The sequence below is a fragment of the Chthoniobacterales bacterium genome, assembly GCA_036569045.1.
GTDB lineage: Bacteria > Verrucomicrobiota > Verrucomicrobiia > Chthoniobacterales > JAATET01 > JAATET01.
Map to the genome: position 1 here is coordinate 16,803 of DATCRI010000083.1, position 14,791 is coordinate 31,593.

General features: G+C 61.8%; 12 protein-coding genes and 1 rRNA gene. 9 read left to right on the forward strand and 4 right to left on the reverse strand.

Translation table 11 applies throughout. The features are described from left to right. Positions 1–2: 2 nt before the first annotated feature. Positions 3–3,128, reverse strand: coding sequence for a response regulator (locus tag VIM61_14575; GenBank protein ID HEY8901634.1), 3,126 nt, complete (start codon positions 3,126–3,128; stop codon positions 3–5). 116 nt (positions 3,129–3,244) lie between these two features. On the opposite strand from VIM61_14575, the gene VIM61_14580 reads away from it, so the two are divergent. Then, complete coding sequence (locus VIM61_14580; GenBank protein ID HEY8901635.1) at positions 3,245–3,847, forward strand: hypothetical protein; 603 nt, start codon at positions 3,245–3,247, stop codon at positions 3,845–3,847. Between the two features lie 30 nt (positions 3,848–3,877). On the opposite strand, the gene VIM61_14585 is transcribed toward VIM61_14580, so the two are convergent. Then, positions 3,878–4,330 carry a hypothetical protein gene (locus tag VIM61_14585; protein HEY8901636.1) on the reverse strand — a complete coding sequence of 151 codons (453 nt, stop codon included), beginning with the start codon at positions 4,328–4,330 and terminating at the stop codon, positions 3,878–3,880. Positions 4,331–4,447: 117 nt separating this feature from the next. Between VIM61_14585 and rpmI the strand changes: the two genes are divergently transcribed. The 6 genes from rpmI (at position 4,448) to VIM61_14615 (ending at position 10,651) form a co-directional block, all read left to right on the forward strand. Further along, positions 4,448–4,657: a 50S ribosomal protein L35 gene (gene rpmI / locus VIM61_14590; GenBank protein HEY8901637.1), complete on the forward strand. Its 210-nt coding sequence runs from the start codon at positions 4,448–4,450 to the stop codon at positions 4,655–4,657. 124 nt (positions 4,658–4,781) lie between these two features. Then, positions 4,782–5,153 carry a 50S ribosomal protein L20 gene (gene rplT, locus VIM61_14595; GenBank protein HEY8901638.1) on the forward strand — a complete coding sequence of 124 codons (372 nt, stop codon included), beginning with the start codon at positions 4,782–4,784 and terminating at the stop codon, positions 5,151–5,153. 87 nt (positions 5,154–5,240) lie between these two features. Then, a complete protein-coding gene (pheS, locus tag VIM61_14600) occupies positions 5,241–6,248 on the forward strand; it encodes a phenylalanine--tRNA ligase subunit alpha (protein HEY8901639.1) in 1,008 nt (335 codons plus the stop codon). Between the two features lie 34 nt (positions 6,249–6,282). Continuing rightward, positions 6,283–8,622 carry a phenylalanine--tRNA ligase subunit beta gene (pheT, locus tag VIM61_14605; GenBank protein ID HEY8901640.1) on the forward strand — a complete coding sequence of 780 codons (2,340 nt, stop codon included), beginning with the start codon at positions 6,283–6,285 and terminating at the stop codon, positions 8,620–8,622. Positions 8,623–8,941: 319 nt separating this feature from the next. After that, positions 8,942–10,129, forward strand: coding sequence for a glutamine-hydrolyzing carbamoyl-phosphate synthase small subunit (gene carA, locus VIM61_14610; protein ID HEY8901641.1), 1,188 nt, complete (start codon positions 8,942–8,944; stop codon positions 10,127–10,129). Between the two features lie 9 nt (positions 10,130–10,138). Continuing rightward, positions 10,139–10,651 carry an FHA domain-containing protein gene (locus tag VIM61_14615; protein ID HEY8901642.1) on the forward strand — a complete coding sequence of 171 codons (513 nt, stop codon included), beginning with the start codon at positions 10,139–10,141 and terminating at the stop codon, positions 10,649–10,651. 27 nt (positions 10,652–10,678) lie between these two features. On the opposite strand, the gene VIM61_14620 is transcribed toward VIM61_14615, so the two are convergent. After that, a complete protein-coding gene (locus VIM61_14620) occupies positions 10,679–11,290 on the reverse strand; it encodes an HNH endonuclease (protein ID HEY8901643.1) in 612 nt (203 codons plus the stop codon). 245 nt (positions 11,291–11,535) lie between these two features. On the opposite strand from VIM61_14620, the gene VIM61_14625 reads away from it, so the two are divergent. Next, positions 11,536–13,710 carry a tetratricopeptide repeat protein gene (locus VIM61_14625; GenBank protein ID HEY8901644.1) on the forward strand — a complete coding sequence of 725 codons (2,175 nt, stop codon included), beginning with the start codon at positions 11,536–11,538 and terminating at the stop codon, positions 13,708–13,710. 491 nt (positions 13,711–14,201) lie between these two features. On the opposite strand, the gene VIM61_14630 is transcribed toward VIM61_14625, so the two are convergent. Continuing rightward, complete coding sequence (locus VIM61_14630; protein HEY8901645.1) at positions 14,202–14,435, reverse strand: hypothetical protein; 234 nt, start codon at positions 14,433–14,435, stop codon at positions 14,202–14,204. A 224-nt stretch (positions 14,436–14,659) separates the two neighbouring features. On the opposite strand from VIM61_14630, the gene VIM61_14635 reads away from it, so the two are divergent. Next, positions 14,660–14,791, forward strand: a 16S ribosomal RNA gene (locus VIM61_14635); the annotation flags it as partial.

The window sequence follows — 14,791 nt, forward strand, 5'->3', positions numbered from 1 at the left end:
GCCTAGACCGGCGCCGCGGTGCGGGTGAGCGCGGTCTGGAGGGCGTCGGGGCGCACCGGTTTCTGCAGGTAGTCGTTCATGCCGGCGGCGAGGCAGCGCGCGCGATCGTCGGGCATCGCGTCGGCGGTGAGCGCGATGATCGGGATTTCGTTGCCGAGTTCGCGAATCGCCCGGGTGGCGGCGAGGCCGTCCATTTCGGGCATCTGGATGTCCATGAGGATCGCGTCGAATTCGCCGGCCTTGATTGCATCCACGCATTCGGCGCCATTGGTCACGAGCGTGGGCAGGTAGCCCATGCCATCGAGCATCTTTTTGACGAGCTTGCGATTGATGGCGTTGTCGTCGGCGACCAGGATGCGCCGGCCGCGGGGATCGACGCTGGGTGGGGGCGCCGGCGGAGTGACGGGCTCGGACAGGGTCTTTGCGGCCGGAAGGCCTGCCAGCGGGCGCGGGATGGTGGCGCTGGCGAAGCGCGGTGCGGCGCGAAGGAGAGTCTCCGCGAGGACGGTGGTGTGGATGGGTTTGACGAGCCGGTGGAGGGCGTCGAACGGGCCGTGCGTGGCCACCGGGAGCTTGCCGGGCGGGCCCGCGAGAATGATGCCGCCGACGTTGCGCCGGGGCAGGTGGCGGAGGCGGTCGACGAGGCCGAGTCCGTCGATATCGGGCGGTGCGCAGTCGAGCAGCGCGACGTCGAACCGGCGATGCTCCGCGGCAAAGATGGCATCCCGGCCTCGGCCAAAGGCCTCGACCTGCAGGCCCCACGCTTTGAGCTGGCTGGAAAGCATGCGGCGCAGGCCGGAATTCTTTTCGACGAGGAGAACGCGCAGCCCTTCCAACGCGTGGAGGCCGGCGAGCGGAGCGGGCTGGTTCGCGGCGATGTCGAGCGGGATTTCGAACCAGAAGGTCGAGCCCGCTCCGGGCGTGCTTTCGAGGCCGATCGTGCCGCCCATGAGCGTGATGAGGCGCTTGCTGATCGCGAGGCCGAGGCCGGTGCCGCCATGCTTGCGGGTGGCGGAGCTGTCGGCCTGCGTGAAGGGGCGGAACAGCAGCGCCTGCTGGTCCGCCGGAATGCCGGGGCCGGTGTCGCGCACCTCGAAACGCAGCCGCGCAGAGGGCGGCGGGCGCAGGGAGACGATCTGGTCTTCGACCGGGGTGGGCAGGCGGCGCACGGTGATGACGACTTCGCCTTTCTCGGTGAATTTCACGGCGTTGCCGGCGAGATTCAGCAGAATCTGGCGGAGGCGGGCGCGGTCGCCGACGACGGCGAGGGGCGTGTCGAGAGCGATGTCGCCGTAGAGGTCGAGCCCGCGCGTGGTGGCGGGCGAAATGAGCACATCGAGCGTGTCCTCGATACAGCCGCGCAGGTCGAACGGCGCATTCTCGAGCTGCATGCCCTTGGCGTCCATTTTCGAGAAGTCGAGGATGTCGTTGAGCAGGTGAAGAAGGCTGTCGCCGCTGCTGCGAATGGTGTCGATGTAGTCGCGTTGCTGGGCGGAGAGCGGGGTGTCGAGCAGGAGGCGGGTGAAGCCGAGCACGGCATTGAGCGGCGTTCGAATTTCGTGGCTCATCACCGCCAGGAATTCGCTCTTCGCGCGATCCGCGGTCTCGGCAGCGTCGCGGGCGCTCACGAGGCGGGCTTCGAACTCCTTGGTGGCGGTGATGTCGGTCTGAATGGCGACAAGGCGATTGATCGAGCCGGCGTCGTCCTTGAGGGGCTGAAGTTCGAGATTCGTCCAGTAGGTCGAGCCGTCGAGATGGATGAGTTTAATCTCGGCGCGGCCGCCCTTGCCGTGCGTGGCGTCGTGAAAAAGCCCCTTCAGGTCCGCCTCGCCGGGCGCGCCCACAAAGAGCGAAAGGAGTGTCTTGCCCTCGGAATCCCGCCGCTCGACACCGGTGAGTCGACAGAAATTTGTGTTCGACCACTGGATGCGCCCCTCGGCGTCCATCAGACAGATCGCGTTATCGGTGCGACTGGCGATCAGCGCGAGCGCGGCGAGTTCCTCCTCTTCGTTCTTGAGGTCGGAAATGTCCTCGATGATGCAGTCGACCTTCTCCGGGCGCATGCGATCCGCCTCGACGGAGAAGGAGACGACCCCGCGTTCGCGAAACCAACGCCAGGCGCCGCTCTCGTGGCGGGCGCGGTAATCGAGTTCGTAGGTGCGGTTGTCAGACGTCGTGCGTGCTGTCGCGAAGCGGACGCGCCCCACGTCGTCGGGGTGGACGCGTTCCAGCCAGCTCTGGAAATCCGTGGGCATGCGCTCGATCGCGGTGCCGAGAATGCGTTTCACGTCGCCGTCCCAAAGAAGGTAGCCCGCCTCGAGGTCCCGATGCAGAACGACCTGGGCGAGCGCCTCGATCAGCCGGCTGTTGCGCTGTTCCAGCCATTCCTGGCCGCGCTTCGCCTCGCCACCCGTCGTTTCCGAGACGAGATGCGACGTGCGGATGTTGAAAAACATGAGGGCGACGCCGCCGCACGCGAGCACGGAAATACCGAGGCCGGTGCCGACCCACATCTTGAGATTCGAGAGTGCGGTCTCCTGCTCGACGCTGGAAAGGTCAGCCTCGAGAGCGGAATCGCTGCCGAGGGGAATGACGCCCGGTCGCCAGCGGCGGTAGCCGTCGTCGCTGGATTCTTCGGTGGCGGCGGGCTCCCGATTCTTCAACACCTGGAGAACCGCGGAATAGGCGGGGTCCTGGGTGTCCAGCGGAGTGCGCAGCGGAGTCGGGTCGACCGGCCGCTGCATCCCGACTTCCCCAGCAACCGTCTCGGTATCGAGGATGACGACCACTTTTCCGTTGTGAAGCTGGAACGTCCGGACGCGGCTTACGTCGGGGTATTTGCGGTGAAACCCGACAAGAATCGCGAGGGCTTTCTTGTGCAGAGGCGACCACATTTTCTCGTGCGCCGCGATTTCGTCGTGAAGGGCCGGGTCGAGCCCAAGCACCGCCGCGCGGGCGGAGTTGATGGCGTCGGTGCGAATCGCCTTGGAAAGCTGCCGTTCTCCGTAACGGCCCCCCATCCACACCGCGATGACGGCCAGCGTCGTCAGCACCACCCAGAGGATTACGGCCTCACGCGCCGGGGCGAAAGCCTGGGTAATCGTGGTGGACGGTGGTTGATTGGACATGGGTATGTCGCGTGCGTGACTAAATTTAATCAATTTGGATGGTTAGCCAAGCTAAGAGTGAATGGAAACAGGAGCGACACTTGACAGCGACCCGAGGGGTGGTCTCCAGTGGAAGCATGAATTGCAGAACGATTCTGGCCGGAATTCTGGGAGCCACGGCATTCGCGGGAGTGGCGGTGGCGGACATTGCAGGCAGTCTTTCCAGCAGCCAGCTCCAGCAGGTGAAGAGCGGGCAAATGGTCGTTACGCAGAAAGATATGCCGGGTGGCGTGTGGCCGCAGTTGACGGTTTACACTCTGGTGAAGGCGCCGGTGCAGACAATCGTCGACATGTTTCGCGACTACGCTCACGCACAGGATTTTCAGCCAAATCTCGTCTCGGCCAAGGTGACGTCGAAGCCAAGCCCGAATGTCTACGTCGTGGATTACACCTCGAAGATGCCGATCTTCGGCACAATGAGTTACACCGTGCAGAACACGTTCAACGAATCGGGCGGAAATGCGGATGTGACTTGGAAGCTCTTGAAGTCCCCAATGGCAGATATTTCCGATGGCTCTCTTCAGGTTGAGCCCTACGGGGATGGTTCGATCATGCGCTACACGAACTACGTAAAGCCGAAATCCTCCATCGCGATCGTCGCCAAGGGAGCGGCGCTCGGTGAAGTGAAGAACACGGTGGCTGCGCTGAAGGCCGAAGCCGAAAAGCGCGCCGGAAACTAGCCGCCGCTGGGTCTTTCCCGGCGCCGGCCTCTAGCGTGAGCGCAGCGTCAGGTTGCTGTGCTTGTTTCCGTTGAGCTTGCCGTGGAAATACCGGGATTTCTTTTGGGAACGGTCGCTCAGGCCAACGAATTTTCCGCGAAATTTTGCGCCTTTGCCGAGCTTGATGACCGCGTTCGCTTCGAAAGTGCCCTTGCGAGCCCGCACTTTCACTGGGCCGACCGAGCCGTGGATTCGGACCAGCGTGTATTCGATCAGGCGGCCATTTGCGGTGACTTGACGGGAGACCCAGCCCTTGAGGTTGCCATGGTTCGACACATGCACGTTCGACGACCGGTATCTCACGGAAACTCCCGCCGAGGAGGAGCGTCCGTTCACCTCATAACGTCCCTGGACAATCTTGCCCTGGCTGACCGGGATCGCCTGCAGGAGGGTGGGAGAAATCAGGGAAATGGCGAGGGCAAGAAGAACGGAGGAGGAGCGCATGGCCGTTTCTACCGGCGACTTGATGGTCCGTCAACCGGCGACCGGCGGGTTTTTCCCTGCAAACGGGCAAATTTTTCTTGTTGCACGCGTGCTCGGCACCCATAGTGTCCGGCTCTCATGCCCAAACAGATCGCACGCAGCAAGACACGAAAGGCTGTCGCGAAGCGCTTCAAAGTGACCGCTTCCGGCAAGGTTCTGCGCGCCCATGCTGGTCGGCGTCACCTCATGTCCAGCAAATCGGCCAAACGCAAGCGCAACCTTGCGAAGGCCGCGGTGGTGGATGTGACCGACGAGGCCCGCATCAAGCTGAACCTGCCTTTCGCCTAAACTCAACGATTCCGCGGTCTGCCCCCGCCAATGGTGGGGGATACGGAACAGACGAGGCCCGGAATCGCATTATAAACAGTCCGTTCCAAGGAGGCTCCGGTTGAAAGCCGGAGTTTAATGACACATGCCAAGAGCAACCAATGCTCCCGCCAGCCGCGAGCGCCGCAAGCGCGTCGTGGACGCCTCGAAGGGCTACCGCGGCCGCCGTTCCAAGCTCTTTCGCTATGCGAAGGATGCGCAGATGAAGGCCAAATACTGGGCCTATCGCGACCGCAAGACCCGCAAGCGCAGTTTCCGCGCCCTTTGGATCGCCCGTCTCAGCGCCGCCGTGCGCTCCGAAGGCCTCACCTACAGCCGTTTCATCGAAGGGCTAAAGGCCGCCAATATCGGTCTCGATCGCAAGGTTCTTTCCGACATCGCCATCAACGACGCGACCGCTTTCAGCGCGATCATCGCTCAGGTGAAGTCGGCTCTCGAATCCAAGAAGGCCGCCTAATCACAAATCTCTGATCCGCAGACCACACGGGCAACCGCCGGGACCTCAAAATCCCCGGCGTCCGTGAAGTCTGCGGATTTCTTTTTTATGGAAGCGCAGATCGCATCGCTTCGCACCGAAGCTCTCGCCGCCATCGAAGCGGCGCCCACTGCCACGGAACTCGCCGCCGCCCGCGTCAAATATCTCGGTCGCGCCGGCGCCATCCCGCTCCTCAGCGAGGGGATGCGCACCGTGCCGAAGGAATCCAAGGCCGCCATCGGCAAGGCGCTCAACGCCCTGCGCACCGATGTGACCGCCGCCCTCGAGACCCGCGAACAGACTCTCGCGCAGGCGGCCGACGCCGCCGCCCTTTCTGAGATCGACGTCACCCTGCCGGGCATTCCGCCCCTGAACGGCTCGATCCACCCGCTCACGCAGCTTCTCGATCGCGCCGTCCGCATTTTTCGCCGCATGGGCTTTGCGCTCGCCGACGGGCCCGATATCGAGACGGAGTGGCATTGCTTCGACGCGCTGAACACGCCGTCGTATCACCCGGCCCGCAACGAGCAGGATACGTTTTACCTGCCCGACGGTCGCCTCCTGCGGACCCATACCTCCACCGTGCAGATTCGCACGATGGAAAGCGAAACGCCCCCGGTGCGCATCATCGCGCCCGGCGCCGCCTACCGCCGTGACGAAGTCGATGCGACGCATCTCGCGCAATTTACGCAGATGGAGGGGCTCTACGTGGCGCCGAACGTCTCGCTGGCCGACCTCAAGGGCACCCTGGAATTCTTCTTCCTGGAGCTCTTCGGTGAAGGCACCGCGATCCGTTTTCGTCCGCACTTCTTTCCGTTCACCGAGCCCAGCTTCGAGATCGACATCCAAACCGCCGCCCTTGGTGGAAAATGGATGGAACTCGCTGGCTGCGGCATGGTCGATCCCGCTGTGTTCGAGTCGATCTGCGAAAAGCGCGGCGATCGCGCCTATGATCCGGAAAAGGTCAGCGGTTTTGCGTTCGGCTTTGGGCTCGACCGCCTCGCCATGAATCTCACCGGCATTTCCGACATCCGCATGCTTGTCGAAAATGACCTCCGGTTCTTGAAACAATTTTAGCTTTCCCCGGCGGTTCCGGCCGCCGGCCGTTCCCATGAAGATTTCGCTCAGTTGGTTGAAAGAATTTGTTCCTGTCGCCGAATCGGTGGCTGAACTGGATGCGCTCCTCACGCGCGCCGGACTCGAGGTCGCCTCGATCGAAACGCGAGGCGCCGATTTTCCGAAAGTCGTCGTTGGCCAGATCCTCGAGTCGACCCAGCACCCGAACGCCGACCGCCTGAGCGTAACGCGCGTCGACGACGGCAGCGGCCATCCGCGCCAGATCGTCTGCGGCGCGAAGAACTACAAGGTCGGCGACAAGGTGCCCGTGGCATTGCCCGGTGCAGTGCTGCCCGGTGATTTCAAGATCAAGGTCGGCAAGCTGCGCGGCGTCGAGAGCGAGGGAATGCTTTGCAGTGCGAAAGAGCTGCGCCTTGCCGAGGACTCCGAAGGCCTGCTGATTCTTCCTGCAGATACGCCGGTCGGCGCGCCGATCGCGGAAATTTTCCCGCCAGAGACCGTGCTGGAAATCGAGATCACCTCGAATCGTCCCGACTGGCTCAGTCACGTGGGCATTGCGCGCGAGATTGCGGCCAATACCGGAGCGCAGCTCACGGCGCCGGTGGTGATTCCCGCGCCGACGCGCGTAGATGCGACCGTGGCGCGGATCGACGATTCTGCCGGATGCCCGTTTTACTCGGTGCGCCGCATTTCCGGCGTGAAGGTCGGACCAAGCCCCGACTGGCTCGCCCGCCGGCTCGAGGCGATTGGCCTGCGTCCGATCAACAACGTCGTCGACGTCACGAACTACGTGATGATGGAGCTCGGCCAGCCGCTGCACGCCTTCGACGCGGCCAAGGTCGCCGGTGGTCTCGTGGTGCGCCGCGCCGCGACCGACGAAAAATTTCTCGCGCTCGATGGCCGCGAATATTCCCTGCGCGCGACCGACCTCGTGATTGCGGATTCCGCGCAGGCCCTCGCCATCGCTGGCGTGATGGGCGGGGAGGAATCCGGCGTGTCCGAATCGACGACCGACATTCTTCTCGAGAGCGCGTATTTCGAGGCTCCCGGTGTTCGTGGGACGGCTCGCGGACTGGGGCTCAGCAGTGACTCGAGCTATCGTTTCGAGCGCGGCGTGAATCCGGCAGGCGTGCTTGCAGCCAGCGAGCGTGCGGCGCAATGGATTGCCGACCTTGCGGGCGGCACGCTGGAAGAATCGACCGCGACGGCCGGTGCGCTGCCGGCGCTCCAGTGGACGGTCTGCCTGCGGTATGCGCGTTGTCGCGCGCTGCTGGGCGTGGCGCTGGCAGATTCCGAGATCGACGAAACGCTTGCGAAGCTCGGTCTCGAGATGAAATCCGGCGATGCGGAATCCGCGGAATGGATCGTGCCGGCGTTCCGGGGCGACCTCACCCGCGAAGTGGACTTGTTCGAAGAGGTCATCCGACTGGTCGGCATCGAGCGCGTCGTTGGTTCCGTGGCTGCCGCGTCCGCGCATGCGTCGTCGGCGGATGCGAGCTACGATGCGGCGATGGACGTTCGCCGGGCGTTGAGCGGGATGGGCTTCAGCGAAGCGCGCACGAGCACTCTCGTTGCCCGCCCGGCCGGGGACAGCCACCGCGAATTGCGGAATCCTCTCGGGGAAGAGCAGAGCACGCTGCGGCCGAGTCTGCTCGGCGGCCTGTTCGGCGCGGTTCGTCGAAATGTGAATCACGGCGCGTCGACGGCGCGCCTTTGTGAGGTGGGCCGGGTGTTTGCGAATGCCGAGGAGGAGGAAGTTCTGATGGTCGGATTCGTGGCCACCGGCCCTCGCGCTGCCCGCACGTGGCGGGACGCGGAGGCTGGAGATATCGATCTCTTCGACCTGCGCGGCATCATCGAGACGCTCGCGCCGGGCGCGGAGTTTGCCACGATCGAAGACGCTCGCTTCGGTCTCGCCCTCGAGGTGCGGATCGGCGGATTCGTTGCCGGGGTTGCGGGGCAATTGACGCCCGCCGCCGGACGTGAGCTCGATGCGCGGAAGCCAGTCGTGGCCGCCGAGCTGCGAATGGACGCCCTGCAGGCGGTGCGATCGGCGGTGCGTGCCTTCGCGCCCGCACCGAAATTCCCGGGAGTGACGCGGGATCTGGCGGCGGTGATGCCGCGATCGGTGGGCTTCGGCGAAGTGGAACGCGTGGTGAAAACGGCCGGGGAGCCGCTGCTCGCCGGCCTCGCGCCGTTCGATATTTTCACGGACGACTCGGGGGTAAAACTTCCGGCCGATCGAAAGTCCCTGGCCTTCTCCTTGACTTTCCGCTCCCCCGAGCGAACGCTCACGACAGAGGAAGTGAACGCCGCCTGCGATCGACTGAGAAGCCGGTTGCGCGGTGAACTCGGGATCGAATTCCGCGAGTAACGATCTTTCAAAATTTTGGTCTTGGTCCGAAAGGACGAGACGAGACTTTGCCCTGCAGTGTTCGAGATTAGCACGCGAACTCCCGATCCGATGTTTAGTGACTAGGAGGCTTTGCGAGGCGAGGTAATGACAGGCCTTTATCGGAAGTCAGCGCTTCGTTTCGCGGTTATCCGCCGTTTCCATGAGGGAACGGGATACGCGTCGAACGGCACAGGTGGGGCAAAATTCTTTCACCCGCGCGGCTCCGAGGAAATCGGCGCCGCGTGGGTTTTGTTTTTCCAGGGTTGAGTCGGAAGACGGGGCCACGCATATTTTCGGCGTGTCTGCACTTTTAGCGTTGGAAGATGGTCGGGTGTTTCGCGGCGAGGGCTTTGGGGCTCGCGGCACGGCCGTTGGAGAAATTTGTTTCAATACGTCGATGACGGGATACCAGGAGGTTCTCACGGACCCCTCGTATCGTGGTCAGATCGTGGCCATGACGGCGCCGCAAATCGGCAACTACGGCACGAATACCGTGGATGTGGAGAGCGAGACGCCGCACGTGAGGGCGTTTGTCGTCGAGGAGCTTAGCGAGATCTCGAGCAACTGGCGCTGCGAGTTCTCCCTGCACGATTTTCTGGAGCGCAATGGCATTCCCGGCATCGAGGGGATCGACACGCGAGCGCTCACCCGGCACCTGCGCACGCGGGGCGCCATGCGGGCCTGCGTGACGACCGAGGGATTGAGCGAAGCGGAAGCCGTGGAGCGGGCTCGCAGCGCGGCCTACGAGGGCGTGGATTTCGTCGAGGAAGTGACGCCTGCGGCGGCGTATGAATGGGATGCCGATGGCACGAAGAGCCGGGAGTGGGTGCAGGCGCTGGCCAACGAATCCGTGGACCGCGTCGAGGAAAGGGACGCGCTCGGCAATGTCTTCCTGCCCGTGCCCGAGCCGAAGCGGCGCATCGTCGCCTATGATTTTGGGATGAAGAAAAACATCCTGCGGCTGCTGCGCCAGCACGGGTTTCAGGTCGAGGTCGTGCCCGCGAAGACCCCGGCGACCGAGGTGCTGGCGCGCCACCCCGACGGTGTTTTTCTCTCGAATGGTCCCGGCGATCCCGGGGCGCTGACTTACGCCCACGAAACCGTGCGTGAACTCGTGGACAGCAGGGTGCCAGTGTTCGGCATTTGTCTCGGCCACCAACTGCTCGGCTACGCGCTGGGCGGCCGGACGTTCAAATTGAAGTTCGGCCATCGCGGCGCGAATCAGCCGGTGAAGGACCTGCGCAGCGGAAAGATCGCGATCACTTCGCAGAATCACGGCTATGCGCTCGATCCCGAGTCGTTGCCGGCGGATGTCGAAGTCACGCACGTGAACCTGAATGACGGCACCGTGGCCGGCATCGCGCATCGCGAATTGCCCGCCTTCAGCGTTCAGTATCACCCCGAGGCTTCACCCGGCCCGCGTGACGCGGGCTACTTTTTCGATCAGTTCGCCAAAACGGTTGATGAATCGAAAGCGCGCTGTTAATTCACCGCCATGCCCCAGATTCGCGTTTACCTTTCCGACGATAACCAGGCCGTTCATGAGCTGACCGAGGAGACCGCCACGATTGGTCGTCTCGCCGACAACTCGATTCAGATCGAGGACGGCTCCGTTTCCAGCCATCACGCGGAGATCACTTTCGAAGGAGGCAAGCATCGCCTCGTCGACAAGGGGTCGACCAACGGGACGTTTGTCAATGGTGAGGCGGCAGCGGACGCGATCCTCAAGGATGGGGACCAGATTCGTTTCGGCAGCATCGACACGGTTTTTGTGGGCGATGCGCCGGCCAGTTCGGCCCAGCCCTTGCCTCAGTCTGAGCGGGCGGCCGCGAGCCTCGGAGGTTCGAGCGCCCGTCCGGGTGCGTTTGTGAACGCCTCTCCGTTTCCAAAGCCCAAGCCGAAAGCCGATGCGCTGACCTACGCGGCCATTGCGCTGGCGGCGCTCGGAATGGTGGGTTTCCTCGCCTCGGTGGCTCTTTCCCTTACGCTGCAGGCCACTCCGGCCTGATCCGGGCGCAGGGCGACGGGAGCTCGGCTAGTCGCCGAGTTCCACGTTCCAGTAGGCGAAGTCGACGAAATGCTTCCAGCTCTCGTGGTGAGGGCTAGGGAAGGAAATGTTGATGAAGGGACGCCATTTCGGGCGTTTCGGTTTGCGGAGCAGCTGCATGCCCGCCTCGTGCGGCAGGCGATTGCCCTTGCGGCTATTGCAAGGAATGCAGGAGCACACGATGTTTTCCCAAGTGGTCTGCCCGCCGCGATCGCGCGGAAACACGTGGTCGAGATTGAGATCCCGCCGATCGAAAATCTCGCCGCAATACTGGCAGGTGTTCTTGTCGCGCTCGAAGACGTTGTAGCGCGTGAACTTGACCTCCTTCTTCGGCAGGCGGTCGAAGAAATGCAGCACGATCACTTGCGGTATCCGGATGTTCACCGAAATGGTTTTCACCATTTCCTTCTCGGGCTCGCTTTGGGAAAGCTCCCGCCAGCTCCCGAAATCGTGGGTGTAGAAATTGTTCTCGGCGTCGCTGCGCACGACGTGCGCGTGGCCTTGAAAGAGAAGCGTGAGAGCGCGTCGCACGCTGCAGGTGTTGACCGCCTGCCAGAGGCGGTTCAGAACGAGCACGGGTCTGTCCAAAGTGGCATCCATCGCAGTTCGGTTCTCGCGGAACGAGGGGCTGAACCCCGCTCCGGGCGCTGCTTAACCTGCCGGGCGATCGCTGTCAAGGCCGTGAATACGATGTGAACAAAACGTTTCCTGACACCGTGCAGCGAATTTGCGGGAAGCCATTGTCTTCGCCTCGGAGGCCTGATACTTTTTCAAGTTCGATTATGCGAAAATGGAGCGTCCCCCCGCTGCTCGCGCTGTGTTGCGCCTTCGCTGGTTTCGCGACCTTGCATGCCGCCGAAGATCCCGGCGCCGTCTTTGTGCAGGTGTTTCAGACTTTCAAGACGGGGGAGAAGCTCGAATCGTCGGGGAAAACCGAAGACGCCCTGCAAAAATATCGCTTCTGTGTGAGCGCGCTGGAGCAGATCCAGAAGCAGTCGCCAGATTACGAGCCGATCGTCATTGCGTTTCGTTTGAAGAAAAGTCGGGAAGCGATCGCGCGATTGCAATCTTCTGCGCAGGGAACTCCCATGGCGATGTCGAGCGCGCCCGTTCCGACGCCGGCGTTTTCCCGTCCTGCGCCGGTGGCGCCGCGACCTCCGATGTTTTCGACATCCTACCGGTTGCCGGTTCCCGGCGAGGCGCCTCCCCCAAGTCCCGTCGTGCCCAGCGTTTCCCCACGCAGCAGCGGAGGAGATTTTACCGACCAGATCGTTCAGAACGGCGTGGTGAACGCGCTGAAAGATCAGTTGCGGCGCCTGCAGCTCCAGCTCAACCAGGAAAAGCTTGCGAACGAGAATCTCGGGCAGCGGCTGCTGGAATCCACCGCGCGTGAGCAGATGGCGTTGACCGAGGTGGATCGAACGAAGGTTCAGAACGTCGAGCTCAAGGGCCAGCTGGAGCAGGCAAATCGCTCGCTCGATGATGCCCAGCACAACGGCGAGGCCACCAAGGCTGCGATGGATAAACGCATTGCCGGTCTCGAGGCCGAGCTCGAAGCCGCCCGGGCTGATGTCGAAGTCGCCAATGAGAGCAACGACGAACTCTTCACGAAGCTCGAGCGCGCGGCGTCGTTCATCGACGTGTCGGAAAAGATTCGAACGAGCCTGCTCGAGCAGAGAAAGGAATTGAGCGAGAGCCGTCGCGTCAAACCGTCCGACCTCGAGAAACTCGAGTGGGAGCGGACTGCAGAGCAGGAGAAGAACAGATCACTCGTCGAGAAACTTGCGGATCTCGAGAAGACTGCGAGCCAAAGCAAGAATCTGGCGGAGAAGGTCGCGGCGGCAGAAAAGCAGGTGCTCGAGGTCGCGAAGGATCGCGATGCCCGGAAGGAAACGGTCGAACGGCTGACGAAAGAAGTTGCGCAGCTGAAAGAGCAGCGTGACGCCTCCGTGGCGAAGACCGAGGCTCTGGAGCAAAAGCTTGAGGATTCCACCAAGCTTGCCGAGCAGAACAAACAGCTCGAAACCAAGCTCGCTGCCGCCGAGCAGGAGATCGCGACCGCGACCAAATCTCGCGAGGAGCGGGAGAAGATCGAGAAGGGACTGCGCGCGGAAGTCGAGACCGTCAACCGTTCGCTCGCCACTATGCGGGACCAGCTTGCGGCGGGTGGCAAGCGCATGGTGGAACTGGAAAAGCAGCTTTCCGAGACATCAGCGGCTACCGCTGCAACGACCGGCGCGATGGCGGAGGAGAACGCGCTTTTGAAATCGCTCGTGTCGCGGCAACTCGCCGAACAGGCCAGGCGCCAGCAAGCTCGCAAGCTGGTCGAGGAGGAGATGGAGAAGCTTCAGGTTCGGTCGACGACGCTTGAGGAGAAACTCAATGCGATGGCCGAGGCGGAAACCGCTCTCAGCCCGCGCGAGCGGAAGCTGTTCGAGAATCCGGTCACGGGAGTTCCTGGCGGCGCCGATTTCTCGCTCGTTGTCGAGAAGAAGGCTCCGACTTCGGATCTTCCCGAGGATCTCAGTGCGCGCGCGAAAGAGGCCAATGACCTTGCCCAGCAGGGCCGGCTCGGCGAGAGTCGCGACATCTACGAAGAGCTCGTGGCCAAGGCTCCGCAAAGCTACTTCGCGGCTGTGAACCTCGGCATCACCGAGCGTCTGCTTGGTGATTACCCCAAGGCCGTCACTGCGTTTAAAAGAGCGCTGGACCTGAAAGCCGATGACTCGTTCGCGCTCACGAATCTTGGCGGTGCCCAGTTCCGCCAGGGCGCAATAGCGGATTCCATCGACACTCTCCGCAAGGCTGTCGCGGCGGACTCGCAGAGCTATCTCGCTCATTACCTGCTTGCGATGGCGTTGAACCAAAACGGCGACGCCGAGGCAGCACGCAAGGAAGTGGGCGTCGCGTTGGACCTGAAGCCAGATTACCTCCCTGCCGTCCAACTCAGTGGAGAGATTGGCGCGCAGCCTTCAGTCAAGGAGCGGCCTCCCTTGGGCAGCGGTGTGCCCTCCCGATAGGCCTGCCACCGGTCGCTTGGGTTCGAGCGGGTTAAGAGGCTGGCTTCAATCGCTGGTTCGAGGGGATTGACTTGGGATTTTTGGAAATGTGGACACGTTCTCGCCGGCCTCGATGAGGGGAACTCAATTTTTCTGCTCATCGAAAACGATCGTCATTTTTACATGCGGGATCCGTAGATGCCGATAAATACTTGGTCTACGAGAGGGTTGAGTTCATGGGGAGATGGCAAGTTGAAAAATCTTTTCAAAAATCTGATGAAAAACCATTGACCCGCTGGCGCGCTCTGATATCAATGTCCTTCCCACGACGGACCGGGTTGACCGGTAACGAGTGAGGCGAAGTTCTCTCGAGCGGATGCACCGCCTCGATGCTTGAAACTCAATGAGAGGGACAACTGTCCCCAAATGAGACGAGTGTCGAGTGTAAAGACTCCGATTACGAAGAAAGTTTTTTGAAAATCTGAATCTGGTATTTTCGCAATCGCGAAAATTCAGAACGCAACAACAAATTGCGCTTCCGAGCGCCGAACTTTCCAAAGAAAGTTTGAAATAAATGTTGACGACTCGAAAAGCTCTGCTAGTTTGCTTCTCCCGCAACGAACCGGTTCGCCGGTTGCGGAAACAAACTCGAGTGAGTGAACCGTCTCGAAGTTGTTGATGAAAAACGGCATATGCCCGAATTCATTGCTCTTCGAAGAAAAGGCCTCAACTACGAAGTCGTTCATTTAAAGTTTGGTCTGACCTTTCGCATTCGCGAAAATTCAGAACGCAATTTGTAACAAGTAACTAGATAGAAACAGCAAATTCAGCAAAAACTGAATTGTGCGTTCTTTCGTTGATTTTGAGTAATTTTAAATCATTTGACGACCCATTCCCGACTCGGTCTCACCGAGTTGGAACAATTGGATAGTCGGAATTTCCGAAGGGTTAAGCCCGGAGGACCAAATTCTTTACGGAGAGTTTGATTCTGGCTCAGAACGAACGCTGGCGGCGTGGATAAGACATGCAAGTCGAACGAGACTTTGGGGGCTTGCTCCTGAAGTTTAGTGGCGCACGGGTGCGTAACACGTGAGTAATCTGC

What these genes read in the sequence shown, in the direction of transcription:
- VIM61_14575 (HEY8901634.1), bottom strand. Translation starts at nt 3,128, where the DNA reads ATGTCCAATCAACCACCGTCCACCACGATTACCCAGGCTTTCGCCCCG.
- VIM61_14580 (HEY8901635.1), top strand. Translation starts at nt 3,245, where the DNA reads ATGAATTGCAGAACGATTCTGGCCGGAATTCTGGGAGCCACGGCATTC.
- VIM61_14615 (HEY8901642.1), top strand. Translation starts at nt 10,139, where the DNA reads ATGCCCCAGATTCGCGTTTACCTTTCCGACGATAACCAGGCCGTTCAT.
- pheT (HEY8901640.1), top strand. Translation starts at nt 6,283, where the DNA reads ATGAAGATTTCGCTCAGTTGGTTGAAAGAATTTGTTCCTGTCGCCGAA.
- pheS (HEY8901639.1), top strand. Translation starts at nt 5,241, where the DNA reads ATGGAAGCGCAGATCGCATCGCTTCGCACCGAAGCTCTCGCCGCCATC.
- VIM61_14630 (HEY8901645.1), bottom strand. Translation starts at nt 14,435, where the DNA reads ATGAACGACTTCGTAGTTGAGGCCTTTTCTTCGAAGAGCAATGAATTC.
- rpmI (HEY8901637.1), top strand. Translation starts at nt 4,448, where the DNA reads ATGCCCAAACAGATCGCACGCAGCAAGACACGAAAGGCTGTCGCGAAG.
- VIM61_14585 (HEY8901636.1), bottom strand. Translation starts at nt 4,330, where the DNA reads ATGCGCTCCTCCTCCGTTCTTCTTGCCCTCGCCATTTCCCTGATTTCT.
- VIM61_14620 (HEY8901643.1), bottom strand. Translation starts at nt 11,290, where the DNA reads ATGGATGCCACTTTGGACAGACCCGTGCTCGTTCTGAACCGCCTCTGG.
- rplT (HEY8901638.1), top strand. Translation starts at nt 4,782, where the DNA reads ATGCCAAGAGCAACCAATGCTCCCGCCAGCCGCGAGCGCCGCAAGCGC.